The organism is Klebsiella sp. M5al, assembly GCF_002090195.1.
Taxonomy (GTDB): domain Bacteria; phylum Pseudomonadota; class Gammaproteobacteria; order Enterobacterales; family Enterobacteriaceae; genus Klebsiella; species Klebsiella grimontii.
In genome coordinates this window covers 329917-346983 of record NZ_CP020657.1, presented here as the reverse complement: position 1 = coordinate 346983, position 17067 = coordinate 329917, and the positions used below count along the sequence as shown (strand labels likewise).

At 55.2% G+C, this 17067-nt stretch carries 8 protein-coding genes, 1 tRNA gene and 3 rRNA genes; 3 read left to right on the top strand and 9 right to left on the bottom strand.

Annotation, left to right across the window (positions count from 1 at the left end; translation table 11 throughout):
• Positions 1–149 precede the first annotated feature (149 nt).
• A complete protein-coding gene (gene metH / locus BWI76_RS01685; RefSeq protein WP_064371518.1) occupies positions 150–3833 on the bottom strand; it encodes a methionine synthase in 3684 nt (1227 codons plus the stop codon).
• 196 nt (positions 3834–4029) lie between these two features.
• On the opposite strand from metH, the gene iclR reads away from it, so the two are divergent.
• Together iclR and BWI76_RS01675 are read left to right on the top strand one after the other, a co-directional pair.
• Positions 4030–4857 (top strand): glyoxylate bypass operon transcriptional repressor IclR, encoded by an 828-nt coding sequence (iclR, locus tag BWI76_RS01680; RefSeq protein ID WP_024360169.1) that lies wholly within the window; start codon positions 4030–4032, stop codon positions 4855–4857.
• A 9-nt stretch (positions 4858–4866) separates the two neighbouring features.
• A complete protein-coding gene (locus BWI76_RS01675) occupies positions 4867–5271 on the top strand; it encodes an ASCH domain-containing protein (RefSeq protein ID WP_102136219.1) in 405 nt (134 codons plus the stop codon).
• A 13-nt stretch (positions 5272–5284) separates the two neighbouring features.
• Here the strand turns inward: BWI76_RS01675 and aceK are convergent, their stop codons facing one another.
• The 4 genes from aceK to metA all read right to left on the bottom strand — a co-directional run bounded on the left by aceK (position 5285) and on the right by metA (position 11255).
• Entirely contained in the window at positions 5285–7027 is a 1743-nt protein-coding gene (gene aceK / locus BWI76_RS01670; RefSeq protein ID WP_004138461.1) for a bifunctional isocitrate dehydrogenase kinase/phosphatase, read from the bottom strand.
• A 101-nt stretch (positions 7028–7128) separates the two neighbouring features.
• Positions 7129–8433, bottom strand: coding sequence for an isocitrate lyase (gene aceA / locus BWI76_RS01665; protein ID WP_004138460.1), 1305 nt, complete (start codon positions 8431–8433; stop codon positions 7129–7131).
• Between the two features lie 31 nt (positions 8434–8464).
• A complete protein-coding gene (gene aceB, locus BWI76_RS01660) occupies positions 8465–10066 on the bottom strand; it encodes a malate synthase A (protein ID WP_049089230.1) in 1602 nt (533 codons plus the stop codon).
• Positions 10067–10325: 259 nt separating this feature from the next.
• Entirely contained in the window at positions 10326–11255 is a 930-nt protein-coding gene (gene metA / locus BWI76_RS01655) for a homoserine O-acetyltransferase MetA (RefSeq protein WP_004138454.1), read from the bottom strand.
• 156 nt (positions 11256–11411) lie between these two features.
• Between metA and BWI76_RS01650 the strand changes: the two genes are divergently transcribed.
• The gene (locus tag BWI76_RS01650; protein WP_004138452.1) at positions 11412–11849 is read left to right on the top strand and encodes an acetyltransferase; all 438 of its coding nucleotides are present in this window, start codon (positions 11412–11414) and stop codon (positions 11847–11849) included.
• A 99-nt stretch (positions 11850–11948) separates the two neighbouring features.
• Here BWI76_RS01650 and rrf read toward each other — a convergent pair.
• From rrf to BWI76_RS01630, 4 genes are all read right to left on the bottom strand, one after another.
• A 5S ribosomal RNA gene (gene rrf / locus BWI76_RS01645) occupies positions 11949–12064 on the bottom strand.
• A gap of 66 nt (positions 12065–12130) precedes the next feature.
• A 23S ribosomal RNA gene (locus tag BWI76_RS01640) occupies positions 12131–15036 on the bottom strand.
• A 190-nt stretch (positions 15037–15226) separates the two neighbouring features.
• A tRNA-Glu gene (locus BWI76_RS01635) sits at positions 15227–15301 on the bottom strand.
• Positions 15302–15388: 87 nt separating this feature from the next.
• Positions 15389–16928: ribosomal RNA gene (locus BWI76_RS01630) — 16S ribosomal RNA — on the bottom strand.
• Together the 16S, 23S and 5S rRNA genes with 1 tRNA gene alongside form the textbook arrangement of a ribosomal RNA operon.
• Positions 16929–17067 lie beyond the last annotated feature (139 nt).

The window sequence follows — 17067 nt, the reverse complement described above, 5'->3', positions numbered from 1 at the left end:
CTCATAAACCGTTACAGGCCGGATGGCGCTTCGCTTATCCGCTCCACAACGATCTCAAGCTCTTAAGTATAAGGGTTTACGCTCAATAAAGAGACAGGGCGCTCATTGAGCGCCCTGTTAGTTGTAAGAAAAGGTGACCACTTTACAAATTAATCAGCGTCATACCCCAGATTAGGCGCCAGCCAGCGCTCCACTTCCGCCACGCTCATTCCTTTTCGTAACGCGTAGTCTTCCACCTGATCGCGCTGAATTTGCGCCACCGCGAAGTACTTGCTGTCAGGATGGCTAAAGTACCAGCCGGAAACCGACGCGCCGGGCCACATGGCAAAGGACTCCGTCAGCTTCATGCCGGTGTGTTTTTCCACCTCCAGCAGCGCCCAGATCGTCGCCTTTTCAGTGTGCTCCGGGCAGGCCGGATAGCCCGGCGCCGGGCGAATCCCCTGGTAGTTCTCGCGGATCAGCTCTTCGTTGCTGAGGTTCTCGTTCGCCGCATAGCCCCAGTAGACCTTGCGCACCCGCTCATGCAGATATTCGGCAAAGGCTTCCGCCAGGCGGTCGGCAATCGCCTTCACCATAATCTTGTTGTAATCATCGTGCTGCGCTTCGTAGGCGTCGGCCAGCGCGTCTTCCTCAAGGCCGCCGGTCACCGCAAAGGCGCCGATATAATCCGCTTTTCCTGACAGTTTCGGGGCGACAAAATCCGCCAGGCAGTAGTTGGCAAAACCAACTTTTTCGGTCTGCTGGCGTAAATGATGCCCCACCGTCAGCACGTGCGTGCGAGTTTCATCGCGATAGATTTCGACATCGTCGCCGACCCGGTTAGCCGGGAACAGCCCCACTACGCCTCGCGGATTCAGGGTCTTCTCGGCGCTGAGCTTATCCAGCAGCTCATTGGCATCGCTGAACAGGCGCTTCGCCTCTTCGCCCACCACTTCATCTTCCAGAATGCGCGGATATTTCCCGGCCAGCGACCAGGTCATAAAGAACGGCGTCCAGTCGATATAGTTACGCAGGGTTTCGATACTGGCTTCCACTTCCTGCACGCCCAGGCGATGGGCCACCGGCGGCGTATAGCTTTCCCAGTCAAAGGCCAGATCGTTATCGCGCGCGGCTTCCAGCGTGACCGGCGGGGTGCGCGGCTTTTTACGCCCGTGCTGAATACGTACCGTTTCGTACTCTTTGCGGGTTCGGGCGACAAAATCATCACGCTGGGTCGCGGACAGCAGCGCAGCGACCACGCCGACGGTACGCGAGGCGTTCTGTACGTAGACCGTCGGGCCGCTGTAGTTCTGCTCGATTTTCACCGCCGTATGCGCTTTCGAGGTAGTGGCGCCGCCGATCAGCAGCGGAATAGTAAAGCCCTGACGCTCCATCTCCTTCGCCACGTTGACCATCTCATCCAGCGACGGCGTAATCAGCCCGGAGAGGCCAATCAGATCGGCGTTCACTTCACGGGCGGTTTTCAGGATTTTATCCGCAGGCACCATCACGCCAAGATCGACGATTTCGTAGTTATTACACTGCAGCACCACGCCGACAATGTTCTTACCGATGTCGTGAACGTCGCCTTTCACGGTGGCGATCACCATCTTGCCGTTGCTGGAGCCTTTCTCTTTGCTGGCTTCGAGATAGGGTTCAAGGTAGGCCACCGCCTGCTTCATTACGCGGGCGGATTTCACCACCTGCGGCAGGAACATTTTCCCCTCGCCGAACAGATCGCCGACCACGTTCATGCCGTCCATCAGCGGCCCTTCGATAACCTCAATCGGACGCGCGGCCTGTTGGCGAGCTTCTTCGGTATCCAGTTCGATAAATTCGGTAATGCCCTTCACCAGCGAGTATTCGAGGCGTTTTTTGACGTCCCAGCTGCGCCACTCCGCCTGCTGGGCGTTGGCAGTGTCATCCGTTTTGCTGCCGCGATATTTTTCCGCCAGATCGAGCAGGCGTTCGGTGCCGTCATCGCGGCGGTTCAGAATCACATCTTCAACCGCGTCGCGCAGCTCGGCGGGCAGATCGTCGTAAATCGCCAGTTGGCCGGCGTTGACGATACCCATATCCATACCGTTGCGGATGGCGTAGTAAAGGAATACCGCGTGAATCGCCTCGCGCACAGGGTCGTTGCCGCGGAAGGAGAACGACACGTTAGAAACGCCGCCGGAAATGAGCGCGTGCGGCAGTTCGCGTTTGATATCTTCGCAGGCGCCGATAAAGTCCTGGGCGTAGTTGTTGTGCTCTTCAATTCCGGTCGCCACGGCGAAAATATTCGGGTCAAAGATGATATCTTCCGGCGGGAAACCCACCTCTTCGGTGAGAATTTTGTACGCCCGGCGGCAAATTTCAATTTTCCGCTCGCGGGTATCGGCCTGGCCCACTTCATCAAAGGCCATCACCACCACGGCGGCCCCGTAGCGGCGCACCTTTTTCGCGTGCTGGATAAACGGCTCAACGCCCTCTTTCATCGAGATGGAGTTAACGATGCCTTTACCCTGAATACACTTCAGGCCTTTTTCGATAACTTCCCATTTGGAAGAGTCGATCATAATCGGCACGCGGGCGATATCCGGCTCACCGGCGATCAGGTTGAGGAAACGCGTCATCGCCGCTTCGGCGTCGAGCATCCCCTCATCCATATTGATATCGATAATCTGCGCGCCGCTTTCGACCTGCTGGCGCGCTACATCCAGCGCTTCGTTATATTTTTCTTCTTTAATCAGGCGCTTAAATTTCGCCGAGCCGGTGACGTTGGTGCGTTCGCCAACGTTCACAAACAGGCTGTCGTCGCCGATATTCAGCGGCTCCAGGCCGGAAAGACGGCAGGCAACGGGGATCTCCGGCAGCTGGCGCGGCGGCAGGCCGGCCACCGCGTGGCTCATGGCGGCGATATGTTCCGGCGTGGTGCCGCAGCAGCCGCCGACAATATTCAGGAATCCGGCTTCAGCCCATTCGCGAATTTGCGCCGCCATCGTGTCGGCGTCCAGATCGTATTCACCAAAAGCGTTTGGCAGACCGGCGTTCGGGTGGGCGGTGACGTAGCACTCGGCGATACGCGACAGCTCCTGCACGTACTGGCGCAGCTCATCCGGCCCGAGGGCGCAGTTGAGGCCGAACGTCAGCGCATCGGCGTGGCGCAGCGAGTTATAAAAAGCTTCGGTGGTCTGGCCGGACAGCGTGCGCCCGGAGGCGTCGGTGATGGTGCCGGAGATCATAATCGGCAGATCGACACCCAGCGCTTCGAACTCCTCTTTAACCGCAAAGATCGCCGCCTTGGCGTTGAGGGTATCGAACACCGTCTCAATCAGAATCAGATCCGCCCCGCCTTCCACCAGCGCTTTGGTGGATTCACGATAGGCTTCCACCAGCCCGTCAAAGGTGATGTTGCGGTAGGCCGGGTCGTTGACGTCCGGAGAAATAGACGCGGTGCGGTTAGTCGGGCCGAGAACGCCTGCGACGTAGCGCGGTTTTTCCGGCGTGCGGGCGGTCCAGGCATCGGCGCTGGCGCGGGCCAGTTTCGCCGCCGTAAAGTTGATCTCCGCCGACAGGGATTCCATCTGGTAATCCGCCATCGCGATGGTCGTCGAGTTAAAGGTGTTGGTTTCAATGATATCCGCCCCGGCCTCGAAATAGGCATCGTGGATAGCGGTTATCACTTCCGGCTTGCTGAGAACCAGCAGGTCGTTGTTGCCCTTCAGGTCGCACGGCCAGTCGGCAAAGCGTTCGCCGCGAAAGTCCTGCTCACTCAGACGATAGCTCTGGATCATGGTGCCCATGCCCCCATCCAGAACCAAAATACGTGCTTTTAACTGCTGACGCAGTTGCTCAACTTTGCTGCTCACACTCGCTCCCGACAACGCTCAACCAGACCGAAAAAACTCAACAGACCATACTGGCACAAACCGAAGGGGTGGAAAAGAGAACAGCGGGCAAGATGAGACATGTTCAGCTTCACTCATCCGATCAGTCGGGTAGTGATTGCATTATCGCCAAATAAAACGAAAATCATTTCCACGATACAGAAAAAAGGAGTCCGCGATGGCGACCCCCGCTCCCGCAAAACGCGGCAGAAAACCTGCCTCTCCCGCCGCCGCTCCGGCTGGCGGACAAGTTCAGTCCCTGACTCGCGGACTGAAACTGCTTGAATGGATTGCTGAATCCCACGGCAGCGTGGCGCTGACCGAGCTGGCCCAGCAGGCTGGTTTGCCTAACTCCACGACGCACCGCCTGCTGACGACCATGCAGCAACTGGGTTTTGTTCGTCAGGTCGGTGAGCTGGGACACTGGTCGGTAGGCGCGCATGCTTTCGTCGTCGGCAGCAGCTTCCTGCAAAGCCGTAATCTGTTGGCGATCGTCCATCCGATTTTGCGTCAGCTGATGGAAGACTCCGGCGAAACGGTTAACCTCGCGGTGCTGGACCAGAGCGACCATCAGGCGATTATTATCGATCAGGTGCAGTGTACCCAGCTGATGCGCATGTCGGCGCCGATTGGCGGTAAGTTACCGATGCACGCTTCCGGCGCCGGAAAGGCGTTTTTGTCGCAACTAAGTGAAGATCAGGTCACCGGTCTGCTGCACCGTCAAGGCCTGCACGCTTATACCCACGCCACGCTGGTATCGCCGGTGCATCTGAAAGAGGACCTGGCCCAGACGCGCAAACGCGGCTACTCGTTTGATGATGAAGAACACGCGCTTGGCCTACGCTGCGTGGCGTCATGCATTTATGATGAACATCGTGAGCCGTTCGCCGCCATCTCTATTTCCGGGCCCATTTCCCGCATTACCGATGATCGCGTGACCGAGTTCGGCGCGATGGTGATTAAGGCGGCGAAAGAAGTCACGCTGGCCTACGGCGGAGTGCGCTAAATGAGCGATCTGAAATCCTACTGGCAGGATAAATACCCTTCCGCTTTTTGCTGGTCTTTCGGCGATTCCGCGGCGCTGGCCGACGAGCTGGCGGCCCTGGTCGTCGCGGGGAAAAAGCGCGGCACCTGCGGCTCGCTTGTCAGCTATCAGCAGGAACAGCCGCCCGTGACGCCAGGGGCATATCACATTGTGCTGGACGGCAAAGGAAAAGCCGTCTGCGTGATACGCACCCTGACGCTCAGGCTCATCCGTTTTAACGAAATGAGCCCGGAGCTCGCCGCGCTGGAAGGCGAAGGCGATTTGAGCCTCGCCTACTGGCAATCGGCGCATCAGGCCTTCTTTGAACGAGAGGGCACCTGGGCGCCGGATATGGAGCTGGTATACGAAGAGTTTACCGTTATCGAAGCGGCCTGAGCCAGCCCGCCTGTTACCCCGCCTGCTGCAGATTGCCATAGCGCACGCAAAAGCGCTGGCGGCGGCGATAGGCGTAAACATCTTCCACGTGGCCGTTGCGGATGCGCGTTTGCAGCTCCCGCCAGTAGTCGGCGCGCAGCAGGTCGGCATGCATCTCTTCAAATAGCGGCCCGATGCGCGGATCGGCGCACAGCCAGTGGCGAAACTCTTCCGGGAAAACATCGCCCGGCGAGACGCTATACCAGGGCTCGCTGGCGAGTTCATCTTCCGGGTAGCGCGCCGGCGGGATCTCGCGGAAGTTCACTTCCGTCATATAGCAAATTTCATCATAATCGTAGAACACCACCCGGCCGTGACGCGTGACGCCAAAGTTTTTAAAGAGCATATCGCCGGGGAAAATATTGGCGGCGGCCAGCTGTCGAATGGCGTTCCCGTACTCCTCCACCGCATCGCGCAGCGCCTGACCGTCGACCTGCTCCAGCCAGATATTGAGCGGCACCATCCGCCGCTCGATATAAAGATGGCTGATGGCGATGCGATCGCCGAGATCGGTAATTTTCGCTCCGGCCTCGGTTTGCAGCAGGGTCATCAGTTCGGGCGCAATTTGCCGTTTCTCCAGCACGAAGTTCTCAAACTCCTGGGTATCGGCCATCCGTCCCACGCGGTCGTGCTCTTTGACCAGCTGATAGCAGGCGCGCACGTGGGCGGCGGTCATCTCTTTTTGCGGCGCGAAGCGGTCCTTAATGACCTTAAATACCCGGTCAAATCCCGGCAAAGTAAACACCAGCATCACCATTCCACGGATCCCCGGCGCTTCAATAAATTGCTCATCGCTGCGGGAAATGTAGTGCAGGTATTCCCGATAACTCTCGGTTTTCGCATGCTTCTGGCAGCCAATCGCCATATACAGTTCGGCGGTGGTTTTACCCGGGAGAATCTCGCGCAGCCACTCAACCAGCGCGCCGGGCAGCGGCGCGTAAACCATAAAATAGGAGCGGGCGAAGCCAAAAACGATGCTGGCTTCGGCGTGCGTCGTCAGACAGGCATCGACAAACAGTTCACCTTCATCGGAACGATGGATGGGGAGAAGAAAAGGCAGCGTCGCCATCGGCGTGACGAGTTTACCCACCAGCCAGGCCGCCTTATTGCGATAAAACAGTTCATTCGCCACCTGCAGATGCGAGCGGGAAAGCAACTCGCTGCCGAGCGCTTCCTGCAGGCAAGCGGTGATATATCCGATGTCGCGCGCGCTGTTTTGCCACGGCAGACGGAGAGGAAGATCGGATAACACTTTGCGTAATAACGTGTCCCAGCCCCGGTTCGGGAAGAAATCTTTAGCCAGCGGCCGCGGGATGGAACGTAAGCGCCGCTCCGGCTGCGAGCTGAAAATAAAAAGCCGCTCGGGAGTCAGCGAGCGGTGGTCAAACAACCGGCAATAGACGGAATTAAAAAAGCTCTCCGCAATTTCGAAGCGAGGGTAATCCGGCAGCAGGCGGGTATAGTGCTCTTTCACCCGCAGCAAAAATTCGGTATCGGTATTTTTACCATCGGTAATGCAGCGCAGCTGTTCGACGACCAGGCCGACATGGTGATCGTAAAGGTGAATACGCTGCTTCATCGCCTGCTGGACGGCATGCCAGTCAGCCTGTTCAAAGCGCTGCTGGGCGCCGGAAGTCACTTCAAGAAAACGACCATATTGGGCGTCAAAACCCTGCAAAATAGTTTGAGCAATCAATAATTCCAGGCCACGCGTCATCGCTTTCCCCCATCCAGCATCCGGTCATGCCGGTTGGCGCGTACGCTTATCCGGCCTACCGCTTTCGTAGGCCCGGTAAGCGCAGCGCCACCGGGCAGCAATCAGAACTGCGACTCTTCCGTCGAGCCGGTCAGCGCCGTCACCGACGATGTTCCGCCCTGGATAATGGTGGTCACCTTATCGAAGTAGCCGGTACCCACTTCCTGCTGATGAGAGACAAAGGTGTAGCCATCTTTAGCCGCCGCGAACTCCGGCTGCTGGACTTTCTCAACATAATGCTTCATGCCCTCGCCCTGGGCGTAAGCGTGCGCCAGATCGAACATGTTGAACCACATGCTGTGGATACCGGCCAGGGTGATGAACTGATACTTGTAGCCCATATCCGCCAGCTGCTGCTGGAAGCTGGCAATGGTTTTATCATCCAGCTTTTTCTGCCAGTTAAACGACGGCGAGCAGTTGTAGGCCAGCAGTTTGCCCGGATATTTCGCGTGAATCGCATCGGCAAAGCGCTTTGCCAGCTCAAGGTCCGGGGTGGAAGTTTCACACCACACCAGGTCGGCATAGGGCGCGTAGGCCAGCCCGCGGCTGATCGCCTGTTCGATACCGGCATGGGTGCGGAAGAACCCTTCGCTGGTACGGTCTCCGGTGATGAACTGACGATCGTAAGGATCGCAGTCTGAGGTAATTAAATCCGCCGCATCGGCGTCAGTACGGGCGATCACCAGGGTCGGCACGCCCATCACGTCCGCCGCCAGGCGCGCGGCAACCAGTTTCTGAATCGCTTCTTGCGTGGGTACCAGTACTTTGCCGCCCATATGGCCGCATTTCTTCACCGATGCCAGCTGGTCTTCGAAGTGTACGGCCGCTGCACCGGCCTCAATCATCGATTTCATCAGCTCGAACGCATTAAGCACGCCGCCAAATCCCGCTTCCGCGTCGGCGACGATCGGCAGGAAATAATCGGTATAACGCGGATCGTTCAGCTCAATGCCCGCAGACCACTGGATCTGATCCGCGCGGCGGAAGGTGTTGTTGATCCGATCGACAACTGCCGGTACCGAGTTTGCCGGATAGAGCGATTGATCCGGATACATGCTGGAAGCCAGGTTGGCGTCCGCCGCGACCTGCCAGCCGGAAAGATAAATCGCTTCAATGCCCGCTTTCGCCTGCTGCAGCGCCTGCCCGCCGGTCAGCGCGCCCAGGCTGTTGATGTAGCCTTTTTTCGCTTCGCCGTGCAGGAGTCGCCACATCTTTGCCGCGCCCAGCTGCGCCAGGGTACACTCTGGATTGACCGAGCCGCGTAGCTTCACCACGTCCTCGGCGCTGTATGGGCGGGTAATCCCTTCCCAGCGCGGTTTCGTCCACTCTTTGTTTAATTCTTCGATTTGTTGGGTACGAGTCTTCATGTGCAGATGCTCCATATTGTTGTGTGGTGAATTAGGCCAGAAGGCGATAGCCCGGCAGGGTTAAGAAATCGATCAGCTCGTCGGAGGTGGTGATCTGTTCCATCAGGCGAGCGGCTTCATCAAAACGCCCGCTGCTGTAGCGGTGCTCGCCCAGTTCGTCCTGAATCACCCGCATCTCTTCGGCCAGCCACTGGCGGAACAGCGCTTTGGTTACCGGTGTGCCGTTACTGAGGGTTTTCTCATGATGGATCCACTGCCAAATCGAGGTGCGGGAGATTTCGGCCGTTGCCGCATCTTCCATCAGGCCATAGATCGGTACGCAGCCATTACCGGAGATCCACGCCTCGATGTACTGCACCGCCACGCGAATATTGGCGCGCATGCCCTCTTCGGTTCGTTCGCCCTCGCAGGGGGCCAGCAGCTGTTCAGCGGTAATCGGCGCGTCGTCTTCGCGGGTAACCGACAGCTGATTTTTGTTCTCGCCCAGTACACCGTTAAAGACGGCCATCGCGGTGTCAGCCAGCCCGGGATGGGCGATCCAGGTACCGTCATGGCCGTTATTCGCCTCCAGCGACTTATCGGCTTTTACTTTATTCAGCACCTGATTGTTGCGTTCAGCGTCTTTACTGGGGATAAAGGCCGCCATACCGCCCATCGCAAACGCGCCGCGCTTGTGGCAGGTCTTAATCAGCAATCGCGAATAGGCGCTGAGGAAAGGTTTGTCCATCGTCACTACCTGACGATCCGGCAGAACGCGATCAGGGTGGTTCTTCAGCGTTTTGATATAGCTGAAGATGTAGTCCCAGCGCCCGCAGTTCAAGCCAACAATATGGTCGCGCAGGGCATGTAGGATTTCATCCATCTGGAATACGGCGGGCAGCGTTTCAATCAGCAAGGTGGCTTTAACGGTGCCGCGCGGCAGCTCAAAACGGTCTTCCGTAAAGCTAAAGACTTCACTCCACCACGCCGCTTCCTGCCAGGCCTGAGTCTTCGGCAGATAGAAATAGGGGCCGCTGCCTTTTTCCAGTAACGCTTTGTAGTTATGGAAGAAATAGAGTGCGAAGTCGAACAGGCTGCCGGGAATGGCTTCACCGCGCCAGGTCACATGTTTTTCCGGCAGGTGCAAACCGCGAACGCGGCAGATCAGTAGCGCCGGGTTCGGCTTGAGCTGATAAATCTTGCCGGCTTCATTGGTGTAGCTGATGGTGCCATTAACCGCATCGCGCAGGTTAATTTGCCCATCAATGACTTTGTTCCATTCGGGCGCCAGCGAGTCTTCGAAATCCGCCATGAAGACTTTCACATTCGCATTGAGCGCATTGATCACCATCTTGCGCTCAACCGGCCCGGTGATTTCCACCCGCCGATCCTGCAAATCCTCCGGAATGCCGCGGATCTTCCATTCACTATTACGAATGGAAGCTGTTTCCGAAATAAAATCAGGAAGCTTTCCGTCGTCAATTGCCTGCTGCTGCTGGATACGCGCCGCCAGGAGTCTGTTGCGCTCTGGCGTAAAGCGGCTCACCAGCTCGGTCAGAAACTCCACTGCCTCAGGCGTTAAGATTTGCTTTTCCTGGTCGCCATATGGCTGGCTAAAAGCCAGTTCGTCAGTAATTGTCGCCTGCTGCGTCATGTGCTGCTCCTCTTGGTTGATCCAGTTGGCGCGAACGTAAGATCGTTGTGTAGTTTTCGTTCAGCACAATTAAGACTACGCATTTATTTTTCAAAATCAAAAACAATTTCCATTTTTAATTTAATTAAAAGTTAACCTATTGATAACAATATAAATAAAGTTTAATTACAATATGAGCTGCGTTTCGGAAATAAAAAAGGCACCCGAAGGTGCCAGAGGCAAAATGCTGAAACGCTTTAGGATCGCGTTGTGTAGAAGATTAATCCAGAGTCGGATTCATATGGCGTAGATCGTATGGTGTGATCTGGTAGACGTAATAATTCAGCCAGTTGATAAACAGCAGATTGCCATGGCTTCGCCATGTGGCGCGCGGTTTGTTCTGCGGATCGTTTTGCGGGAAATAATTGTACGGAACCTGCGGATCGAGGCCCGCTTCCACATCGCGGAAAAACTCGCTGGCCAGGGTATTGGCGTCATATTCCGGGTGACCGGTCACGAAGGCGATGCGTTTATCTTTACTGGCGAACAGGTAGGCGTCCCCCTCTTCCGTCTCCGCCAAAATCTCCAGGTCGGTGTAGTCGCGAATCAGCGCCGCCGGAAAATCGGCATAGCGCGAATGCGGGGCCAGAAAGCTATCGTCAAAGCCGCGGGTTAACAAGGCATGAGGTTGCAGGATATGGTGTTCATATACGCCGGAAATCTTTTCAGAGCGGGTCTGTTTAGGAATACCGTAGAGAATATTAAGGGCAGCCTGTACCGCCCAACAGACAAACAGCGTGGAGGTGACATGATCTTTTGCCCACTCCAGTACCTGCTTGATCTGCGGCCAGTAGGCAACGTCATTAAACTCAACAAGCCCTAAAGGCGCGCCGGTCACAATCAGGCCGTCAAAGTTCTGATCGCAAATATCTTCAAAGTTGCAGTAAAAGTTGTTGAGGTGTTCCGCCGGGGTATTACGCGATTCGCGAGCATCGATGCGCAGCAGCTGGATATCAAGCTGCAGAGGAGAGTTGGAAAGCAGTCGCAGAAACTGATTCTCAGTCTCGATTTTCTTCGGCATCAGATTAAGGATGAGCACCTTCAGCGGGCGGATTTCCTGAGTCGTCGCGCGAGTTGTCGTCATCACAAAGACGTTTTCATTACGCAAGAAATTGACGGCCGGTAGCTCGTCCTGCACCCGAATTGGCATAACTTTATTACCTCATAGCATACGTATAAACGTTTAGACATCCAGACAGCTGAAGATACCCAGGAATAAGGTGAATGTCGAGCCTGCAGGTGCAGGGTGAGAAAATTTCACGGAGATTTTTAGGTTAGAATATAAGAACAAATAAAAGGAGCAATTATGGTTATTAGTATCCGCCGTTCACGGCATGATGAAGGGGAAAAACTGGTTGCGATCTGGCGTCGGTCGGTTGATGCCACACACGATTTCCTGTCAAAAGAGTATAGAGTGGAACTCGAAACGCTGGTGAGTTCATTTCTACCCGAAGCGCCGCTGTGGGTGGCGGTAACGGAGAAAGATGAGCCCGTCGCCTTTATGCTTCTTACGGGTGAACATATGGATGCGCTATTCGTTGACCCTACGGTCCGCGGCTGTGGAGTCGGTAAATTACTGATTGAACACGCGCTAACGCTGGCGCCAAAGTTGACGACCAACGTTAATGAGCAGAATGAGCAAGCGGTCGGATTTTATCAGAAGATGGGCTTTAAGGTGACGGGGCGTTCAGAGACGGACGATCTTGGTAAACCTTATCCGTTATTGCATCTGGTACATGAGTAAAATATGGGGCCGGATAAGGATCAACTCCTGTCCGGTCATTCGCAGACCACAAAAACGCAAAAAGCCCATCCGTCAGGATGGGCTCTTCACTTAATTGATGCCTGGCAGTTCCCTACTCTCACATGGGGAGACCCCACACTACCATCGGCGCTACGGCGTTTCACTTCTGAGTTCGGCATGGGGTCAGGTGGGACCACCGCGCTACTGCCGCCAGGCAAATTCTGTTATCTGTATCAGGCTGAAAATCTTCTCTCAATCCGCCAAAACATCTTCGGCGTTGTAAGGTTAAGCCTCACGGTTCATTAGTACCGGTTAGCTCAACGCATCGCTGCGCTTACACACCCGGCCTATCAACGTCGTCGTCTTCAACGTTCCTTCAGGACTCTCAAGGAGTCAGGGAGAACTCATCTCGGGGCAAGTTTCGTGCTTAGATGCTTTCAGCACTTATCTCTTCCGCATTTAGCTACCGGGCAATGCCATTGGCATGACAACCCGAACACCAGTGATGCGTCCACTCCGGTCCTCTCGTACTAGGAGCAGCCCCCCTCAATTCTCCAGCGCCCACGGCAGATAGGGACCGAACTGTCTCACGACGTTCTAAACCCAGCTCGCGTACCACTTTAAATGGCGAACAGCCATACCCTTGGGACCTACTTCAGCCCCAGGATGTGATGAGCCGACATCGAGGTGCCAAACACCGCCGTCGATATGAACTCTTGGGCGGTATCAGCCTGTTATCCCCGGAGTACCTTTTATCCGTTGAGCGATGGCCCTTCCATTCAGAACCACCGGATCACTATGACCTGCTTTCGCACCTGCTCGCGCCGTCACGCTCGCAGTCAAGCCAGCTTATGCCATTGCACTAACCTCCTGATGTCCGACCAGGATTAGCTGACCTTCGTGCTCCTCCGTTACTCTTTAGGAGGAGACCGCCCCAGTCAAACTACCCACCAGACACTGTCCGCAACCCCGATTAGGGGCCCACGTTAGAACACCAGCCATTAAAGGGTGGTATTTCAAGGATGGCTCCACGCAGACTGGCGTCCACGCTTCAAAGCCTCCCACCTATCCTACACATCAAGGACCAGTGTTCAGTGTCAAGCTATAGTAAAGGTTCACGGGGTCTTTCCGTCTTGCCGCGGGTACACTGCATCTTCACAGCGAGTTCAATTTCACTGAGTCTCGGGTGGAGACAGCCTGGCCATCATTACGCCATTCGTGCAGGTCGGAACTTACCCGACAAGGAATTTCGCTACCTTAGGACCGTTATAGTTACGGCCGCCGTTTACCGGGGCTTCGATCAAGAGCTTCTCCTTACGGATAACCCCATCAATTAACCTTCCGGCACCGGGCAGGCGTCACACCGTATACGTCCACTTTCGTGTTTGCACAGTGCTGTGTTTTTAATAAACAGTTGCAGCCAGCTGGTATCTTCGACTGATTTCAGCTCCATGGGTAAACCACTTCACCTGGTATCAGCGTGCCTTCTCCCGAAGTTACGGCACCATTTTGCCTAGTTCCTTCACCCGAGTTCTCTCAAGCGCCTTGGTATTCTCTACCTGACCACCTGTGTCGGTTTGGGGTACGATTTGATGTTACCTGATGCTTAGAGGCTTTTCCTGGAAGCAGGGCATTTGTCACTTCAGCACCGTAGTGCCTCGTCATCACACCTCAGCGTTGATAACGTTCCGGATTTACCTGGAACATCCGCCTACATGCTTAAACCGGGACAACCGTCGCCCGGCCAACATAGCCTTCTCCGTCCCCCCTTCGCAGTAACACCGAGTACAGGAATATTAACCTGTTTCCCATCGACTACGCCTTTCGGCCTCGCCTTAGGGGTCGACTCACCCTGCCCCGATTAACGTTGGACAGGAACCCTTGGTCTTCCGGCGTGCGGGTTTTTCACCCGCATTATCGTTACTTATGTCAGCATTCGCACTTCTGATACCTCCAGCAACCCTCACAGGCCACCTTCAACGGCTTACAGAACGCTCCCCTACCCAACAACACATAGTGTCGCTGCCGCAGCTTCGGTGCATGGTTTAGCCCCGTTACATCTTCCGCGCAGGCCGACTCGACCAGTGAGCTATTACGCTTTCTTTAAATGATGGCTGCTTCTAAGCCAACATCCTGGCTGTCTGGGCCTTCCCACATCGTTTCCCACTTAACCATGACTTTGGGACCTTAGCTGGCGGTCTGGGTTGTTTCCCTCTTCACGACGGACGTTAGCACCCGCCGTGTGTCTCCCGTGATAACATTCTTCGGTATTCGTAGTTTGCATCGGGTTGGTAAGTCGGGATGACCCCCTAGCCGAAACAGTGCTCTACCCCCGAAGATGAATTCACGAGGCGCTACCTAAATAGCTTTCGGGGAGAACCAGCTATCTCCCGGTTTGATTGGCCTTTCACCCCCAGCCACAAGTCATCCGCTAATTTTTCAACATTAGTCGGTTCGGTCCTCCAGTTAGTGTTACCCAACCTTCAACCTGCCCATGGCTAGATCACCGGGTTTCGGGTCTATACCCTGCAACTTAACGCCCAGTTAAGACTCGGTTTCCCTGCGGCTCCCCTATACGGTTAACCTTGCTACAGAATATAAGTCGCTGACCCATTATACAAAAGGTACGCAGTCACCCCATAAAGAGGCTCCTACTGCTTGTACGTACACGGTTTCAGGTTCTTTTTCACTCCCCTCGCCGGGGTTCTTTTCGCCTTTCCCTCACGGTACTGGTTCACTATCGGTCAGTCAGGAGTATTTAGCCTTGGAGGATGGTCCCCCCATATTCAGACAGGATACCACGTGTCCCGCCCTACTCTTCGAGTTCACAGCCTGTGTGCTTTAGTGTACGGGAGTATCACCCTGTACCCTGCGACTTTCCAGACGCTTCCACTAACACACAAGCTGATTCAGACTCCGGGCTGCTCCCCGTTCGCTCGCCGCTACTGGGGGAATCTCGGTTGATTTCTTTTCCTCGGGGTACTTAGATGTTTCAGTTCCCCCGGTTCGCCTCGTTTGACTATGTATTCATCAAACGATAGTGCAACGAATTGCACTGGGTTTCCCCATTCGGACATCGCCGGCTATAACGGTTCATATCACCTTACCGACGCTTTTCGCAGATTAGCACGTCCTTCATCGCCTCTGACTGCCAGGGCATCCACCGTGTACGCTTAGTCGCTTAACCTCACAACCCGAAGATGTTTCGTGAAACATCGTCGTGTCGCGAAAATTTGAGAGACTCGAACACACATTCACTGTGTGTCGTTTCAATTTTCAGCTTGATCCAGATTTTTAAAGAGCAAATATCTCAAACGTCACCCGAAGATGAGTTTTGAGATATCGGTTGGTTGTGCCTTTCACTCACAGCCAGCAAGTGGCGTCCCCTAGGGGATTCGAACCCCTGTTGCCGCCGTGAAAGGGCGGAGTCCTAACCGCTAGACGAAGGGGACACGAGGTGTCGCGACTTCGCAGCCGTCTTGCTTCTTTACATCTATCAGACAATCTGTGTGGACACTACAAAGGCAGGTTCTTTCAGGTAAGGAGGTGATCCAACCGCAGGTTCCCCTACGGTTACCTTGTTACGACTTCACCCCAGTCATGAATCACAAAGTGGTAAGCGCCCTCCCGAAGGTTAAGCTACCTACTTCTTTTGCAACCCACTCCCATGGTGTGACGGGCGGTGTGTACAAGGCCCGGGAACGTATTCACCGTGGCATTCTGATCCACGATTACTAGCGATTCCGACTTCATGGAGTCGAGTTGCAGACTCCAATCCGGACTACGACATACTTTATGAGGTCCGCTTGCTCTCGCGAGGTCGCTTCTCTTTGTATATGCCATTGTAGCACGTGTGTAGCCCTACTCGTAAGGGCCATGATGACTTGACGTCATCCCCACCTTCCTCCAGTTTATCACTGGCAGTCTCCTTTGAGTTCCCGGCCGGACCGCTGGCAACAAAGGATAAGGGTTGCGCTCGTTGCGGGACTTAACCCAACATTTCACAACACGAGCTGACGACAGCCATGCAGCACCTGTCTCAGAGTTCCCGAAGGCACCAAAGCATCTCTGCTAAGTTCTCTGGATGTCAAGAGTAGGTAAGGTTCTTCGCGTTGCATCGAATTAAACCACATGCTCCACCGCTTGTGCGGGCCCCCGTCAATTCATTTGAGTTTTAACCTTGCGGCCGTACTCCCCAGGCGGTCGACTTAACGCGTTAGCTCCGGAAGCCACTCCTCAAGGGAACAACCTCCAAGTCGACATCGTTTACAGCGTGGACTACCAGGGTATCTAATCCTGTTTGCTCCCCACGCTTTCGCACCTGAGCGTCAGTCTTTGTCCAGGGGGCCGCCTTCGCCACCGGTATTCCTCCAGATCTCTACGCATTTCACCGCTACACCTGGAATTCTACCCCCCTCTACAAGACTCCAGCCTGCCAGTTTCGAATGCAGTTCCCAGGTTGAGCCCGGGGATTTCACATCCGACTTGACAGACCGCCTGCGTGCGCTTTACGCCCAGTAATTCCGATTAACGCTTGCACCCTCCGTATTACCGCGGCTGCTGGCACGGAGTTAGCCGGTGCTTCTTCTGCGGGTAACGTCAATGAGCAAGGTTATTAACCTTACTCCCTTCCTCCCCGCTGAAAGTACTTTACAACCCGAAGGCCTTCTTCATACACGCGGCATGGCTGCATCAGGCTTGCGCCCATTGTGCAATATTCCCCACTGCTGCCTCCCGTAGGAGTCTGGACCGTGTCTCAGTTCCAGTGTGGCTGGTCATCCTCTCAGACCAGCTAGGGATCGTCGCCTAGGTGAGCCGTTACCTCACCTACAAGCTAATCCCATCTGGGCACATCCGATGGCAAGAGGCCCGAAGGTCCCCCTCTTTGGTCTTGCGACGTTATGCGGTATTAGCTACCGTTTCCAGTAGTTATCCCCCTCCATCGGGCAGTTTCCCAGACATTACTCACCCGTCCGCCACTCGTCACCCGAGAGCAAGCTCTCTGTGCTACCGTTCGACTTGCATGTGTTAGGCCTGCCGCCAGCGTTCAATCTGAGCCATGATCAAACTCTTCAATTTAAGTTTGATGCTCGTGAATTAAACTTCGTAATGAATTACGTATGTTCACTCAGAGACTTGGTATTCGTTTTTCGTCTTGCGACGTTAAGAATCCATGTCACTTTGAGTGCCCACACAGATTGTCTGATAAATTGTTAAA

Coding starts and splice junctions, on each gene's coding strand:
- iclR (WP_024360169.1), top strand. CDS start 4,030: ATGGCGACCCCCGCTCCCGCAAAACGCGGCAGAAAACCTGCCTCTCCC.
- aceK (WP_004138461.1), bottom strand. CDS start 7,027: ATGACGCGTGGCCTGGAATTATTGATTGCTCAAACTATTTTGCAGGGT.
- aceA (WP_004138460.1), bottom strand. CDS start 8,433: ATGAAGACTCGTACCCAACAAATCGAAGAATTAAACAAAGAGTGGACG.
- aceB (WP_049089230.1), bottom strand. CDS start 10,066: ATGACGCAGCAGGCGACAATTACTGACGAACTGGCTTTTAGCCAGCCA.
- metA (WP_004138454.1), bottom strand. CDS start 11,255: ATGCCAATTCGGGTGCAGGACGAGCTACCGGCCGTCAATTTCTTGCGT.
- BWI76_RS01650 (WP_004138452.1), top strand. CDS start 11,412: ATGGTTATTAGTATCCGCCGTTCACGGCATGATGAAGGGGAAAAACTG.